This window comes from Klebsiella sp. JB_Kp031 (genome assembly GCF_040064295.1).
GTDB classification, from domain to species: domain Bacteria; phylum Pseudomonadota; class Gammaproteobacteria; order Enterobacterales; family Enterobacteriaceae; genus Klebsiella; species Klebsiella quasipneumoniae.
On sequence record NZ_JBEAJW010000022.1, the window covers coordinates 45,989 to 61,361 of the forward strand.

General features: G+C 62.1%; 16 protein-coding genes. 5 read left to right on the plus strand and 11 right to left on the minus strand.

Annotated features, from left to right (window positions below; all coding sequences use genetic code 11):
• Positions 1 to 6: 6 nt before the first annotated feature.
• Entirely contained in the window at positions 7 to 1,686 is a 1,680-nt protein-coding gene (gene alsS, locus ABLV64_RS07465) for an acetolactate synthase AlsS (RefSeq protein WP_004202990.1), read from the minus strand.
• 9 nt (positions 1,687 to 1,695) lie between these two features.
• Complete coding sequence (gene budA, locus ABLV64_RS07470) at positions 1,696 to 2,475, minus strand: acetolactate decarboxylase (protein WP_002908205.1); 780 nt, start codon at positions 2,473 to 2,475, stop codon at positions 1,696 to 1,698.
• A gap of 106 nt (positions 2,476 to 2,581) precedes the next feature.
• Between budA and ABLV64_RS07475 the strand changes: the two genes are divergently transcribed.
• Positions 2,582 to 3,454 (plus strand): LysR family transcriptional regulator, encoded by an 873-nt coding sequence (locus ABLV64_RS07475; RefSeq protein WP_004145376.1) that lies wholly within the window; start codon positions 2,582 to 2,584, stop codon positions 3,452 to 3,454.
• A gap of 19 nt (positions 3,455 to 3,473) precedes the next feature.
• Here the strand turns inward: ABLV64_RS07475 and ABLV64_RS07480 are convergent, their stop codons facing one another.
• From ABLV64_RS07480 to ABLV64_RS07505, 6 genes are read right to left on the minus strand one after another with little or no spacing between them, the layout of a single operon-like run.
• Entirely contained in the window at positions 3,474 to 4,244 is a 771-nt protein-coding gene (locus ABLV64_RS07480) for a 3-hydroxybutyrate dehydrogenase (RefSeq protein WP_004202988.1), read from the minus strand.
• 23 nt (positions 4,245 to 4,267) lie between these two features.
• Entirely contained in the window at positions 4,268 to 5,662 is a 1,395-nt protein-coding gene (locus tag ABLV64_RS07485; protein ID WP_196531944.1) for a GntP family permease, read from the minus strand.
• A gap of 44 nt (positions 5,663 to 5,706) precedes the next feature.
• Positions 5,707 to 6,630 (minus strand): 3-hydroxyacyl-CoA dehydrogenase family protein, encoded by a 924-nt coding sequence (locus tag ABLV64_RS07490; protein ID WP_348843226.1) that lies wholly within the window; start codon positions 6,628 to 6,630, stop codon positions 5,707 to 5,709.
• A gap of 11 nt (positions 6,631 to 6,641) precedes the next feature.
• Positions 6,642 to 7,823: an acetyl-CoA C-acetyltransferase gene (locus ABLV64_RS07495; protein WP_348843228.1), complete on the minus strand. Its 1,182-nt coding sequence runs from the start codon at positions 7,821 to 7,823 to the stop codon at positions 6,642 to 6,644.
• 9 nt (positions 7,824 to 7,832) lie between these two features.
• Positions 7,833 to 8,489: a CoA transferase subunit B gene (locus ABLV64_RS07500; RefSeq protein WP_017899571.1), complete on the minus strand. Its 657-nt coding sequence runs from the start codon at positions 8,487 to 8,489 to the stop codon at positions 7,833 to 7,835.
• Position 8,490: 1 nt separating this feature from the next.
• Entirely contained in the window at positions 8,491 to 9,198 is a 708-nt protein-coding gene (locus tag ABLV64_RS07505; protein ID WP_004202983.1) for a CoA transferase subunit A, read from the minus strand.
• A 140-nt stretch (positions 9,199 to 9,338) separates the two neighbouring features.
• Here ABLV64_RS07505 and ABLV64_RS07510 point away from each other — a divergent pair, with 140 nt between their 5' ends.
• Positions 9,339 to 10,229 (plus strand): LysR family transcriptional regulator, encoded by an 891-nt coding sequence (locus tag ABLV64_RS07510; RefSeq protein ID WP_048295005.1) that lies wholly within the window; start codon positions 9,339 to 9,341, stop codon positions 10,227 to 10,229.
• Positions 10,230 to 10,273: 44 nt separating this feature from the next.
• Here ABLV64_RS07510 and ABLV64_RS07515 read toward each other — a convergent pair whose 3' ends face one another.
• Complete coding sequence (locus ABLV64_RS07515; protein WP_002908189.1) at positions 10,274 to 10,414, minus strand: hypothetical protein; 141 nt, start codon at positions 10,412 to 10,414, stop codon at positions 10,274 to 10,276.
• Positions 10,415 to 10,703: 289 nt separating this feature from the next.
• On the opposite strand from ABLV64_RS07515, the gene ABLV64_RS07520 reads away from it, so the two are divergent.
• On the plus strand, positions 10,704 to 11,612 hold the full coding sequence (locus ABLV64_RS07520) for a DUF535 family protein (RefSeq protein ID WP_069602947.1): 909 nt from the start codon (positions 10,704 to 10,706) through the stop codon (positions 11,610 to 11,612).
• Positions 11,613 to 11,672: 60 nt separating this feature from the next.
• Here ABLV64_RS07520 and ABLV64_RS07525 read toward each other — a convergent pair whose 3' ends face one another.
• A complete protein-coding gene (locus ABLV64_RS07525) occupies positions 11,673 to 12,890 on the minus strand; it encodes an MFS transporter (RefSeq protein ID WP_348843231.1) in 1,218 nt (405 codons plus the stop codon).
• Between the two features lie 236 nt (positions 12,891 to 13,126).
• The gene (locus tag ABLV64_RS07530) at positions 13,127 to 13,588 is read right to left on the minus strand and encodes a helix-turn-helix domain-containing protein (RefSeq protein WP_048324517.1); all 462 of its coding nucleotides are present in this window, start codon (positions 13,586 to 13,588) and stop codon (positions 13,127 to 13,129) included.
• A 60-nt stretch (positions 13,589 to 13,648) separates the two neighbouring features.
• On the opposite strand from ABLV64_RS07530, the gene ABLV64_RS07535 reads away from it, so the two are divergent.
• Entirely contained in the window at positions 13,649 to 13,885 is a 237-nt protein-coding gene (locus ABLV64_RS07535) for a tautomerase family protein (RefSeq protein ID WP_049003323.1), read from the plus strand.
• A gap of 197 nt (positions 13,886 to 14,082) precedes the next feature.
• Positions 14,083 to 15,276, plus strand: a complete 1,194-nt coding sequence (locus tag ABLV64_RS07540; protein WP_004202975.1) for an MFS transporter — start codon at positions 14,083 to 14,085, stop codon at positions 15,274 to 15,276.
• Positions 15,277 to 15,373: the final 97 nt, after the last annotated feature.

Consider the following 15,373-nt stretch of genomic DNA (forward strand, 5'->3'; position numbering starts at 1 on the left):
GATGACTTACAGAATCTGACTCAGATGCAGCTGGCCCATCAGCAGCGGGTTATCACGATAATCCACCGGAATGGCCACCACCGCCGGGCCGTCGACGTCCATCGCCGCGCGCAGGGTCGGCTCCAGCGCCTCGGCGCTTTCCACGGCAAATCCTTTGGCGCCGAAGGACTCGGCATAGGCTTTAAAATCCATCGGCCCGAACTCGACGCCGGACAGGCGCTGATATTTTTTCTCTTCCTGGATGGCCACCATGTTGTAGCCGTTATCGACCCAGATCAGGTGCAGCACGTTGGCTTTCAGGCGGACGGCGGTCTCCAGCTCCATGCTCGACTGCAGGAAGCCGCCGTCGCCGGAGACGGAGACCACTTTGCGCTCAGGATTGACCAGCCAGGCGCCGATGGCCCAGGGCAGGGCGACGCCCATGGTCTGCTGGCCGTTGGAGATCATCACCTGACGGGCGCGGAAGCTGTACAGGTAGCGGGCAATCCAGATATGGAAGCTGCCCATGTCCACGGTCAGCGTGACGTCGCTGTTGACGATATCCTGCATGGCGCGAACGATGCGCAGCGGATGCAGAGCAAACTGATTCAGCTGCGCGCCGCGGCGGTCCAGCAGTTCGCGCTGGTGCTGGCGGTCGCGGAGGATCTCCGCCGCCTGCGGGGAGAGCACCAGCCGGCGATCGATATTTTGCGCCAGCTTGTTGAGGGTGCCGGCGATATCGCCCACCAGCTCGACGTCCGGGGTGTAGTTGCGCTCTTCATAGGCGGGCAGGACGTCGATATGCACCAGCGTCGCGTTGCCGCTGTTCCACATCGCCGGTTCATATTCCACCGGGCTGTAGCCGATGCAGATCACCAGGTCGGCGAGCTGCAGCAGACGGTCCCCGGCCTGGTTGTTAAACAGCCCGACCCGGCCGGCGAAGCGAGAGAAGTTATCCTGATTCACCGCCCCGGCGGCCTGATAGGTGCTGGTGACCGGAATATGGCTGGCCTCCAGCAAACGGCGCAGCGCCGCGCTGTTCTCCGGCTGGCTGGCCATCAGGCCGAGCAGGAAGATCGGGTTTTTCGCCTGAGCGATAAGCTTCGCCACCTGGTCGATGGCGGCATCCGGCGCGGCGCCCATCTGCGGGGCCCCGCTGGCCGGCAGTACTTTGCCGCTGACCGGGCCATCGACCACATCCTGCGGCAGGCTGACGAAAGCGCTGCCCGGGCGGCCCTGCTCGGCGGCGCGGAAGGCGTTGGAGACCACTTCCGCCAGCGCGTCCGGCGCGGTCACCTCGACGGCGTATTTCGTCACCGGGCTGAACATCGCCACCGTATCCATACTCTGGTGGACCTGTTTGGCTTTATCGGCGCGTTTCACCGCGCCGCCCAGGGCCACCACCGGGTCGCCTTCGCTGTTGGCGGTGGCCATACCGGTGATCAGGTTGGAGCAGCCCGGGCCGGAGGTGACCAGCGCCACGCCGGCTTTACCGGTAATGCGCCCGACGGCGGCGGCCATAAACGCGGCGTTGGCTTCGTGGCGTACCGGAATAATGCGAATGGAGGAATCCAGCAGTGAGTCGAATACCTTGTCGATTTTGGCGCCAGGGATGCCGAACACCTGACGTACCCCCTGGGCTTCCAGCTGGCTGACGACGAGATCGGCGCCGTGCGCCCACTGGCGTACCGGATACTGTTTGTCCATGTGACCCCCTTAACTTTCTACGGAACGGATGGCGGCATCGAGATTATCGGGATGCAGATTGGCCTGCAGGAACGCGCTGTCGGCGGGCAGGTCGATCATCAGCTTGTGAATTTCGCCGAAGGTCAACACCCCGTGGTCGAGCTGGTAATCCAGCAGGTGACCGCCGCCTTTGCGGTCATCGGTAATAAAGTGCTCGTGATACCCGGCGACGTTGATCCCCTGCATATGCTGCGGGGTACGGAAGCCGACCAGTACCCCTTCGCGCTGGTTAAAGCGGAACACCGGCTGATCGTCGAGGACGTCGGTCATCGCCCGGTACGGCGGCGTCTGGCGCGGCACGGTGCGGGTATGGGCATGGCGGAAATGGCCATCGATGCGCAGGGCGCAGAACAGGTTGTCAGAGGGAATTTGCTGGTCGATCACCTCGTGCAGCTGCTGGCGGCTCACCGGGTGGTCGAAGGTTTTCCGGTACTGCGGCTGGAACCAGGTCATCACCGCGAACGGCGTTTTCTGCTCCGGCTGCGCTTTGCGCGCGCTGCCGTCGGCCCGCAGCTGATAGACCTGACTGCTAAAGGCGATCAGCTCCCCGTCCAGCTCATTAAAGGTGCCGAGACCGAAATCGCCGTGCTTCAGCAGGTCGGCGATGGTGGTGCTCCCTTCGTAAACCCCGCTTAGCAGGGCGCTCATGAGCGATGTCTGATAGAGCACGCTCTCGGGATGCTGCGCGGAAAACGCCCGCAGGGTTTCGCATAGACTCTCTTCGCAGGTGCATTCAGCAGAATGATTCATATACCACTTCCTCGTTCAACAAATATAAGAAAGGTTAAATAAATGTTGACCCGATTCAGCTCGCAGTTCCAATATAGAAACCATGCTGGTTTGAGACGTTTTCGATATGGAACTTCGTTATCTTCGCTATTTTGTCGCCGTCGCCAGGACGCGGCACTTCACCCAGGCTGCCAAGGAACTGGGTATTTCACAGCCTCCGTTAAGTCAGCAAATTCAGCGGCTTGAGCGCGAGGTGGGGACTCCGCTATTTCGGCGTTTGACCCGCGGGGTGGAGCTCACCGAGGCCGGTGAGTCGTTCTATGAGGATGCCCGTCAGATCCTCGCCATGAGCGATGCGGCGCTGGAGAAGGCCAAGGGCATTGCCCGCGGGATGAACGGCAGCCTGTCGCTAGGCATTACCAGTTCTGATGCTTTCCACCCGCAAATCTTCACGCTGCTGCACCGCTTTCAGCTCGACCACCCCGGGGTGACCCTGCACCAGATGGAAGACAACATGGCCAATCTGATGACCGCCCTGAGCGAGGCCGAGCTGGATATTGCCTTCGTCCGTCTGCCGTGCGAGAGCAGTAAGGCCTTTAATCTGCGGATTATCGATGAGGAGCCGATGGTTATCGCGCTGCCGCGCGATAACCCGCTGGCGACGCAGCCGACCCTGGCCCTGGAGCAGCTGCGCGACGTGGCGCCGATCCTCTTCCCGCGGGAAGTGGCTCCGGGGCTGTATGAGCTGGTGTACAACAGCTGCCTGCGCGCCGGCATCGATATGGAGCGCGCCTGGCAGTCGTCGCAGATTTCGTCGTCGCTGAGCATGGTCAATGCCGGGTTCGGCTTCGCGCTGGTCCCGCAGTCAATGACCTGCATCCAGCAGCCGAACGTCAGCTATCACCCGCTCAGCGGGGCGCCGCTGAAGACCGATATCGCCATCGCCTGGCGGCGCTTCGAGCGCTCGCGCACGGTGAAACGCTTTCTGGCGATGTTCTGATCTTCGCGACGCCTGCGGCTTACTGCGCCACCCAGCCGCCGTCCATGTTCCACGCCGCGCCGCGCACCTGGGCGGCGGCGTCGCTGCACAGAAACAGCGCCATTTCGCCCAGTTGCTGCGGGGTGACAAACTCCCCGGAGGGCTGCTTTTCCGCCAGCAGCTGGGCGCTGGCCTGCTCCGGGTCGACCCCCTCGGCGATGCGCTTATCGATCTGCTGCTGCACCAGCGGAGTCAGCACCCAGCCGGGGCAGATGGCGTTGCAGGTGATGCCGCTGCGCGCGGTTTCCAGGGCCACGGTTTTGGTCAGGCCGACCACCGCGTGCTTGGCGGCGACATAGGCCGATTTCTCTTTCGACGCCACCAGGCCATGCACTGAAGCAATGTTGATGATGCGCCCCCAGTTGCGCTGGCGCATGCCCGGCAGCGCCAGGCGAGTGGTGTGGAAGACGCTGGAGAGATTGATCGCGATGATGTCGTTCCATTTGTCCACCGGGAACTGCTCCACCGGGGCCACGTGCTGGATGCCGGCGTTATTGATCACGATATCGACGCCGCCGAAGGTGCTTTCGGCATAGCGCATCATCGCCTCGATCTGCCCGACGTCGCGCAGGTCGGCGTCGTGATAGCCGGGGATCTTGCCCAGCGCGGCGACTTCAGCCCGGGCGTGGCTGCTGTCGCCGAAGCCATTGAGCACCAGCTGGGCGCCTGCCTGCGCCAGCACTTTGGCGATCCCTAAGCCGATGCCGCTGGTGGAGCCGGTGACCAGCGCTGTTTTACCGTTTAAATTCATCATATTTCTCCTTCAGTCGGGTCTCAGACAATGCCGGTCACATAGAACGTGGCAATGACAAACAGTACCGCGAGGCTTTTGATCACCGTGATGGCGAAAATGCCGCCGTAGGCCTGGCGATGGCTCAGGCCGGTGATCGCCAGCAGGGTGATCACCGCCCCGTTATGCGGCAGGGTATCCATGCCGCCGCTGGCCATGGCGGCGACGCGGTGCAGGACCTCAAGCGGAATATTGGCGGCGTGGGCGGCGGCGACAAAGGTCTCGGACATCGCCGCCAGGGCAATGCTCATTCCCCCGGAGGCCGAGCCGGTGATCCCGGCCAGCACCGTGACGCTGATCGCCTCGTTTAACAGCGGATTGGGAATAGCCGCGAGGGCTTTCGACAGCACCAGGAAACCCGGCAGGGCGGCGATAACCGCGCCGAAGCCATACTCAGAGGCGGTGTTCATCGCCGCGAGAATAGCCCCGCCCACCGCCGTCCGGCTTCCTTCTGCCAGCCGGCCGCGAATATTGCGGTAGCCGCAGACCAGTACCAGCACAATGCCGGAGAGCAGCGCCGCCTGTACCGCCCAGATGGCGGTGATTTTCCCCACCTCGGTGACCACAGGCTTCGCCAGACCCGGGAGGGTGAGCTCATGGCTGGCGCCGTACCACTGCGGGATCCAGTGGGTAAACAGCAGATTCAGCACCCCCACCAGCAGCAGCGGGGCGATAGCGATCAGCGGATGCGGCAGGTTGATGTCATCCGGGGTCTCCGGCTCATTTTGCAGGTCGGTCCCATAGCCTTCGCCGCTGGCCTGCGCTTTGCGGCGCTGGCGCTCCAGCCACAGCAAACCGAAGAGGATAATGAACAGCGAGCCGATAAGCCCCAGCCACGGGGCCGCCCAGGCGTTGGTGCCGAAGAAGCTGGTGGGAATAATATTCTGGATCTGCGGCGTGCCGGGCAGGGCGTCCATGGTAAACGAGAAGGCCCCGAGGGCGACGGTGGCTGGGATCAGCCGTTTGGGGATCCCGCTCTGGCGAAACAGCTCGGCGGCGAAAGGGTAGACGGCAAAGGCCACCACAAACAGCGATACCCCGCCGTAGGTCAGCAGGGCGCACACCAGCACGATCACCGGGATCGCATGGCGGCGTCCAAGGATGCGGATGGCGGCGGCGACAATCGACCGCGAGAATCCCGACAGCTCAATCAGCTTGCCGAATACCGCGCCCAGCAGAAACACCGGGAAATAGAGCTTCACAAAGCCGACCATTTTTTCCATAAACAGGCCGGTAAAGGCCGGGCCGACCGCGCCCGGGTCGGTGAGCAGCACCGCGCCGAGGGCGGCGATCGGCGCAAAGAGGATCACGCTGTATCCACGGTAGGCTGCCAGCATCAGTAATGCCAGCGCGGCCAGGGCTATTATCACACTCATCACGACGTCTCACTCTCATTGTTATTGTAGGGGTACAGAACGAGATACTAGGGTTTCAGGGCGAAGCGCAGCTGGTGTTCCCGGCGCGACTGGATGCGCTGGCGCCGGGCCTCGTCCCAGCGGTAAAAGCCTTGCCCGCTGCGGGCGCCGGTGTCGCCTCGCGCTACTTTCTCCGCCACCAGCGACATCATCTCGGTGCCGCTGGCCAGCTCCGGCAGCAAGTGCTGGCAGATATCCTGGACCGTCGCCAGGCCGGTCATGTCCGCTGCCTCCAGCGGGCCGACCATCGCATAGCGGCGGCCCAGCGAGGCGCGCATCACCTGGTCCACCACCTCCGGGGACGCGATGCCGCTGTGGACGATATGCAGCGCTTCGCGCAGCAGGGCGAACTGCAGCCGGTTGCCGACAAAGCCCGGCGCGGCGCGGTTGAGCACCACCGCTTCCAGCGCGCAGGCGGCGCAAAAGTCGCTCACCTGGCGCGCCAGATGAGGCAGGGTGGCGCTCCCGGGCACCACTTCCACCAGCGGGATCAGGTGCGGCGGATGCCAGAAATGGGCGATCAGTAGCCGTTCCGGGAGGCGCATGCCCTGCGCCAGCTGATCCGGCGGCAGGCCGCTGGTGTTGCTGGCGATAATCGCCTCGTCGGCGATCAGCGTTTCCAGTTCGGCATACAGGGCGTGCTTCAGCCCCAGCTGTTCGGGGATCGCTTCAATCAGCAGCGTGGCGTCCGCCAGCGCTTGCAGCGCCGGGGTAGGGGTTAAACGGCTCAGCACGGCGTCGCGGTCGGCGGGATCCTGCTGACCGCTCGCCTCCAGCTCGCGCAGGATCGCCCCGGCTACTGTGGGTACCTCGGCGAGACGTTGCGGATCGGTGTCATACAGGCGGACGGGGTGACCGTAACGGGCGAAATGGCAGGCAATGCCGACGCCCATCAGTCCGGCGCCGAGTACCGCCAGGCGTGGTGTAAACATAGTGGCTCCTGTTAACGTTGAAGGGTCATGGCGATGCCCTGTCCGCCGCCGACGCACAGGGTGGCCAGCCCTTTGCTGGCGCCCCGGCGCTGCATCTCATGCACCAGGCTGACGAGGATCCGGCAGCCGGAGGCGCCGATGGGATGGCCAAGGGCGATGGCGCCGCCGTTAACGTTGACCTTCTCGCTGTCCCATTCGAGCAGCTGGCCGACGGCCAGCGCCTGGACGGCAAAGGCCTCGTTGGCTTCGATCAGATCCACCTCGTCCAGCGTCCAGCCGGCGCGCTGCAGCGCCTGGCGGCAGGCGCTCACCGGGCCGATGCCCATCACCGACGGGTCGACCCCGGCGACCGCCGCGCTGACAATGCGCGCCAGCACCGGCAGCCCAAGCTCGTGCGCTTTATCGACGCTCATCAGCAGGACCGCCGCAGCGCCGTCGTTCAGCGATGAGGCATTCCCGGCGGTGACGCTGCCGTCAGCCGGGCGAAACGCCGGGCGCAGCTGGGCCAGCTGCTGCTCGCTGGTCTCCGGGCGCGGTTGCTCATCGTCGGTCACGACACGCGGCGGCTTTTTGCCCTGCGGGACGCTGACCGGGACGATCTCCTCGCGAAAGCGTCCGGCGGCGATAGCGGCCGCCGCTTTGCGCTGGGAGCTGGCGGCGAAGGCGTCCTGGCGCTCGCGGCTGATGTCGAAGGCGTCGGCGAGGTTCTCGGCGGTGATGCCCATGTGGTAGTCGTTAAAAGCGTCCCACAGGCCGTCCTGGATCATGCTGTCCTGCAGGCTGGCATGGCCGAAACGTAGGCCGTCTCGGGCGCCATTCATCAGATAGGGAGCATTGCTCATGCTCTCCTGGCCGCCGGCGATAATGATCTCGGCGTCGCCGCAGCGGATCGCCTGCACCGCCTGCTGAACCGCTTTCAGCCCGGAGCCGCACACCAGATTGACGGTGACCGCTGGAGTGTCCACCGGCAGGCCGGCCCGCAGCGCGGTCTGGCGCGCCGGGTTCTGCCCGCAGCCGGCGGTGAGCACCTGGCCGAAAATCAGTTCATCGACCGCTGCGGCGGGCAGCTGGCAGCGTTCAAGCAGGCTGCGCACCACTGCCGCGCCGAGGTCGACGGCGGAAAGCGGGGCGAAGGCGCCGCGAAAGCTGCCGACCGGGGTGCGTACGGCAGCAACAATGGCAATATCGGTCATGGTCTCTCCTTAGCTGAAGCGCATTTCGCGCACGTCGTCGGCGACGATCAGCCGTCCCGCCGTTTTACGTATCACCTCGTCGGGGCTGACCCCCGGGGCCACTTCGCGCAGGACAAACGCCCCGTCGACAATGTCCAGCAGGGCCAGGTCGGTGAGCACCCGGCGAATGCAGCCCACGCCGGTGAGCGGCAGGGTGCACTGCGGCAGCAGTTTGGATTCGCCGTTCTTTGAGGCGTGGGTCATCACCACGATGATGTTCTGCGCGCCGGCCACCAGGTCCATGGCGCCGCCCATCCCCTTGACCATTTTTCCGGGGATCATCCACGAGGCGATATTCCCTGCGACGTCGACCTCAAAGGCGCCAAGAACCGTAAGATCGACGTGGCCGCCGCGGATCATGGCGAACGACTGGGCCGAATCGAAGATCGCCGCCCCGGTTTGCGCGGTGACGGTCTGTTTGCCGGCGTTGATCATGTCGGCGTCGAGAGTTTGCTCATCGGGAAACTCGCCCATCCCCAGCAGGCCGTTCTCCGACTGGAGCATCACTTCAATGCCGGCGGGAATGTAATTGGCCACCAGCGTCGGGATACCGATCCCGAGGTTGACGTAGTCGCCGTCGCGCAGCTCCTGGGCGACGCGCATCGCCATTTGTTCGCGGGTTAACATCTCAGTGCCCTCCGGCGCGCAGGGTGCGCTGTTCAATGCGTTTTTCGAATTGCCCGACGATCAGCCGGTCGACATAGATCCCCGGGGTGTGAATGGCGGAGGGCGGCAGTTCGCCCGGCGGCACAATCTCTTCTACCTCCACCACCGTAATGCGCCCGGCGGTGGCCATCAGCGGGTTGAAATTCTGTGCGGTATGGCGATAAACCACATTGCCGTACCAGTCAGCCTTCCAGCCCTTCACGAGGGCGAAATCGCCGCGAATAGCTTGTTCAAGAATGTAATTTTTACCGTCGAACTGGCGCACCTCTTTGCCTTCGGCGACCGGCGTGCCATAGCCGGTGGCGGTGTAAAAGCCGGGGATCCCGGCGCCACCGGCGCGGATTTTTTCCGCCAGCGTTCCCTGCGGGGTGAGCTCTACCGCCAGCTCGCCGCTCAGCACCAGCTGTTCAAACAGCGCGTTTTCCCCGACGTAAGAGGCCACTACCTTGCTGACCTGGCGCGACTCCAACAGCATGCCGAGACCGAAGCCATCGACGCCGCAGTTGTTGGAAACCACCGTCAGCCCCTTCACCTGGCGACGCTTCACCTCGGCGATCAAATTCTCAGGTATACCGCACAGGCCGAAGCCGCCGGCGAGCAGCGTCATGCCGTCCGTTAACCCTTCCAGCGCCGCTTCGTAGCTGGCGACGCGTTTATCCAGTCCTGCCATCTTGTCTCTCCTGCCTTGCGATACCCTTATCATTGGCGCGGGCGACTGATTTGATAATTTTGAATTTGTGACTCACTCATTTGGAAATTTAATTAATTTCCTGTTAACTAATTTCTTTCAATTAGTTAACAGGATGAAAAATGAGAATGAGTGTCAAACAGTTACGCGCGTTTTTAGCGGTAGCTCACACTCTCAATTTCGCCCACGCCAGCGAAAGGCTGAATCTGTCGCAGCCAGCGCTCAGCCTGACCATCAAAGGGTTGGAGGAGGCGCTGGGGGGCGCGCTGCTGCAGCGCAGCACCCGCAAAGTGACCCTCACCCAGGAGGGGGAACTCTTTCTGCCGATGGCCCGTCAACTGCTGGCCGACTGGGATAACGTTGAGGAGGCGATGCGCCAGAGCTTTACCCTGCAGCGCGGCAAAATCTCGGTCGCCGCGATGCCGTCGTTCGCCGCCAACGTTCTGCCGGAGGCGCTGAAAGCCTTCCGCGACCGCTATGCCGGGGTGAACGTCACGGTGCATGATGTGATCAATGAGCAGGTAATCGAGATGGTGCGTGAGGGGCGGGTAGAGATGGGCATCGCTTTCGAGCCATCGCCCAACCACAACCTGCTGTTTACCCCGCTGGCGGTGGACCGCTTCGTGGCGATCGTTCCCCGGCAATCGCCGCTGGCGAAGAAAAAAAAGCTCACCTGGCAGGAGCTGTTAACTCTCGACTTTATCACCCTCCAGCGTCCCTCGGCGGTGCGCCTGATGCTGGAGGAGGCGCTGGCGCGCAGCGGGCGTCAGCTGGAAGTGGCGCTGGAGAGCCACCAACTGGTGACGGTGGGGAGGATGGTAGCCAGCGGTCTGGGAGGCAGCGCGGTGCCGGCGCTATGCAAAACGCAGATGACCTCGCTGGGGGCAGTGTGCATTCCGCTCAGCGATCCGCCGATTGAAAAGTGCGTTGGGGCGATCCATGCCGGACATCTGCCGCTGTCGAAGGCGGCGCAGGCGCTGCTGGATACGTTGAAAGGGTATTTACCCACCTGAGGGGGCGTGGGGAAAAAAAACCGGCCCGCAGGCCGGTTTGATAATCAGATTTTGCAGGCGTCGCCGCAATCGTCATCGGCAACGATCGCCTGGGCTTTTTTGTCCGCTTCTTCCAGACGCTCCGCGTTGCGCTCTTCCGCTTCATCCAGGCCGCTGAAGACCAGGTTGTCGAGATCAATTTCCATAAGTTACCTATCGTTGCTGGTTTTGAATCAGCGTCAAGTATAGGGCATAACCGCCTGCGGAGGTAACCGCTCTTCGCGCCGAACGCACAGAGCGTTAAGTCCGCCGGCAGCAGATAAAACCCACCATAAATAACCGTTGACAGGATGGCGTTAGCTTTAAATATCTCCACCAGAATAATTTCCTGCCTAAATATTAAATGTAAGGACAACGAAGGTGTAATTAAGCATTGACGAATGGCTTTTATGTTAATATGGCCGCGATTATGGATGAATCTATGGATCTTAATCAATGGAACATACTGTTACAGGCGCCATCAAAGAATGGCGTAAACATAATAAAGTGATCGGTCAGGTCAAAATAAGCTATAAAAAATTCTTACGAAAATGCAGAGAGCTCTCGCTCGCAGGAGGTAAATACAGAGAATATCAAGGACTTTGCGCCAAATATCAGTGCGCACGATTGACCGCCGTGACCCAGGGACTGGTGCCTTTCGAGGATAAACCCTTTAAGGCCTATCTTAATAAACGGATGTCAAAACGGCGCAAGCTGGATATTGCCCACGGTTCGCTGAATTTTATCGAGAAAACGTTTCAGCCGGATGTGCTGCCGCAGCTCTATAACGTGGCGGATTTTGGCCGGACGATGTTTGCTATTCCTTTGAAAAATGGCGAAAAGCTTGACGTTAAGCTGTTGGCATCGCCGTTTCAGGAGGAGGGTGAGCTGATGCTGCAGCTGTTTCTCGGCGACCGGCGCGTTTATAGCGTCTGTTTTTCCTGTACCGACGATGGCCGCGCTTATATCGGCGGAATACAGGGCGGGAAAGATATCACCAATGATGAGGTGAAGGTGCTGACCAAAGAGCTGCATGGCGCGCGGCCGAAAAATATCATCATGAGCGTGCTGTATGGTTTCCTGCGTTATTTCGGCATCACTACGGTCTACGCGATCGATTCCGATTACCACGTGAAAAGCGATCTGGTGAAAGCCAGTTATTCATCGCTGTGGCTGGAAATGGGCGGAGAGAAACAGGCTCGCGGCTGGTATAAACTGCCGGCGCAGGAGATCAAAAAAAGTCTTGAAGAGGTAAAAAGTAAACACCGCAGCCAGTTTATTAAGCGCGAAGGTGTCAAAGAGCTGATTCAGCTCGAAATGGCGAACGCTCTGCGGCAAATAACCTTGAATCCGCAGGTGAATTAACGCCTTTCCCACGTCAGGCAGGCAGCAGGGGGCTGTTGTCCGCCTGACGATATCCTTTTCCTACTGGCCGCTCTCGCCGATCGGCGGCGACACCGAGTTGGTGAGCAGCGGGGCGCTGCGCCACCATACTATCAGCGCGACCAGTGCGATAACGCTCAGCACGCCGAAGGCGGTAGCAAAAGAGTAGCGCCCGGCGATAGCGCCGGTTAACGCCGGACTCATCGCCGCCCCGACGCCCTGCATCAGCATCACCACGCTCTGTCCGGCGTTGACGTGCCCGCTGCCGCGCAGCAGCGAGACGATAAAGCTGGGCACCGCCACCCCCAAAATCCCTGCCGCCAGACCATCAAGAATTTGCACCGGGACCATCATCGCCGGGGCGTCGCTGGCGGCCGCCAGCGCCGCGCGGATGGGCATGATCAGCAGCGCCAGCAGAATGCATCGCCAGTAACCATATTTGTCGATGCTGCCGGCGACCCGAATGGCCACTGGGATCATCACCACCTGCGAAATAATCACCGTGGCGGCGGCAAACAGCCCCGGATTGAGGTGTCCCGGCGCGCCGGCGATCCGCATGCTGAGCATCGGCAACAGCGCGGCGTTGGCGAGATGGAACAGCATCAGGGCCACGCCGGCGATCATCAGCGGCGTATGGCGGAACAGGATGGCAAACCCAGGCAGCGCGGGCGGGATTGCCGACTCGAGGCCGCGGGCGGCGTCATCGTCAATATCGCTGCTGCGGATTGCCAGCAGGGCGATCAGGGTAAACAGGGTGGTACAGGCCATCAGGATGAAAATGCCGCCGATGCCCCAGTACCAGGCGATGGCCCCGGCAATCAGCGCAGTGAAGAAATTCCCCGCGTGGTTGAAGGCTTCGTTTTTTCCCATCTGAGCGCTAAAGCCGCGCTGTCGGGTCAGCCCAAGAGTGATCCCGGCGATTAACGGTCCGACAAAGGCCGCGCAGATCCCGCTGGCAACCTGTGAAAGGGCCACCACGCTGGTCTTCTGACTGAACCAGAGCAGGAGGGTGGTCAGGGTGATCGCCAGGCAGACCCCGGCCAACAGCACGCGCTTATGCCGCGAGGTGTCGGTGATGAAGCCGGCGGGCAGGGTCGCCAGCAGGCCGGCCACGCCGCCGACGGTCATCAACAGGCCGATGTCCTCCGCCTGCCAGTGACGCTGGGTGAGAAAGATCCCCAGAAACGGGCCGAGGCCGTCGCGAACGTCGGCGATAAAGAAGCTGGTCAAACATAAAGCCCGCAGTGAACGAAGCGACATTTTCTTCCTTTAGCATGAACGATCCGCGGATCAGCGGCGGACCAGGGCGGTCATGGCGTGCGCCACGAATAATAGCCGGGATCGGACCCGGCAGAGAGCCTCATTCTTTATCGCACCGTTCGATGAAACCAAAATGTCACCCAGTCGTCGGGTAACGTGGCAATGCAACATACCTGCTCGTCGCGGCTTCCGCCAGAGGCCTACGAAAGTTCTGTATCAGGGCAACCGCGCCGCTCTCAGCGTTCGTCTGCCTTAACGATCTGCAGCGCGGCGGGATTCGCCACGCTGCCGCTGGCGGTGACGAACCCGGGATGGACGGCCTCGCCGCTGGCGCTGTCCACCAGCGCAATATGCGGCGTGCTGTGCAGCACCTGCTGGTGGCCCCATTCCATCAGGGCGAACAGCACCAGCGCCAGGCTACGGCTTTTTTCGGTGAGAACATATTCATAGCGCTCGCGAGCCCCCGCTTCCCGATAGGGGACTTTGCGAAGCAAGCCCATTTCGGTCATGGTTTTCAACCGGATGGTGAGCGTCTGGCGGGTAATATGGGTATGCGCCTGCATCGTTTCAAAGCGCGTCACGCCGTAAAACGCCTCGCGGAGGATCAGCAGCACCCAGCGGTCGCCCAGTATTTTGGCTCCTTCCGCCAGGCCGCACAGCTCAGGATCGAGGTAGGGCAATGATTTATTTTTTGACATCGTGAGATTGGCCTTCTACTCTGAGTTTGAAATTTAGACTTAGATGCTAAGGAGCATAGCGTGCCATTTGTTAACGTGCAAACCATTAAAGGGATCATGACCGCGGAACAGAAAAGTGAGCTGCTGCGGCGGATGACCGATCTGCTGGTGGAGATTGAGGGGCAGGGCGATCCGCAGTTCCGCCAGTCGGTGTGGATCCGCATTGATGAACATGACCCGGAGCAGTGGAGCCTGGGGGGCGTCCAGCCGACGGAAGCGATGATTGCGGCTAAATTCGCCGCGGCGCGGCGCGACTGATCCCGTGAAAAAAGCGGGCTGCGAAGCCCGGCCCGGCTATCTGGCGCAGAAGAGGGCCAGGTCGCCGGGTGATATTGCTATTCACTATGGTGCAAAAGCGTATTTTGCAGCTAAGGTAACGGTCAGGGAACCCAACAAACAGGGCGCGATGCCAGACGACCCGCCTGGCGCCACTCTCAAACTGGTGAAAACAACGGATGTCTAGCGAACAGATGCTGCCGCTGGCGGCGCAGAACAACAATATCATCCGCCTGGCCGTCGCTCAGGCGCTGGCCGGCGCCAACTCGGTGGTGTTCTACGCCACCGGCGCTATCGTCGGCAATACTATCGCCCCCAGCCCGTCGCTGGCCACGCTGCCTATCACGCTGTTTGTGCTGGGGATGGCGGCCTCGATTCTGCCTTTCGGCGCGCTGGCGCGTAAGCGGGGCCGCAAAGCCGCGTTTATGGCCGGTACCGGCGCCGGGGTGGTTACCGGTCTGGCGGCCGCTCTGGCGGTGGTGCTGGGCTCTTTTCTGCTGTTTTGTTTCGCCGCGATGCTTGGCGGCGCCTATGCCGCGGTGGCGCTCAGTTTTCGCTTTGCCGCCACCGACGGCGTCGCTCCGGAACGTCGCGCCCGCGCGCTGTCGCTGGTGATGGGCGGCGGCGTGGCCGCCGGGATCATTGGCCCGATGCTGGTCACCGGCACCATGCACCTCTGGCCGACTCATACCTTCGCCTTCACCTTCCTCGCTCAGGCGCTGGTGGCGGCGCTCGCCGCCATTCTGCTGGCAGGCGTGACGCCAGCAGAGCCCGCGGCGGCCAGCGTTCGCGGAGGGCGGCCGCTGCGCGAGATTGTCCGCCAACCGGGCTTTGCCACCACGGTGTTCAGCGGCGCGGTGGCCTATATGGTAATGAATTTTCTGATGACCGCCGCGCCGCTCTCCATGCATATGCACGGCCTTTCCCAGCAGGCCGCCAACCTCGGGATCCAGTGGCATGTGATGGCGATGTACGGTCCGGGATTTGTCACCGGCCGGCTGATCCAGCGCTTCGGCGCAGCGCGCATGGCGGCGGCGGGATTGCTGATCACCGGCGCCTCGGTGGCGGTCGGTCTCAGCGGCGTCGGGGTGTATCATTACTGGCTGTCGCTGATTTTGCTCGGCATCGGCTGGAACTTTGGCTTCACCGGCGCCTCGGCGAAAATCATCGATTTCCACCGCCCGGAAGAGAAGACCCAGGTTCAGTCGCTCAACGATTTTCTGGTCTTCGGCGTGATGATCGTGGGTTCGTTTTCGTCCGGCGTTCTGCTCAACGCCTTCGGCTGGAACGCGGTGCTGTGGGGATCCCTGGCGCCGGTGGGGCTGGCGCTGTTCACCCTGCTGCTGCGCCCGTTATCGCCGCCCCGCGCTTAGCGCCTGGCCTGCCGCTGCGCGGGCCCTCGTTTTGTGCTTTTTAGCTATGCATTGCTGAAATTCATCTTAACCTGCGCGCGAATGAACGTCACACACG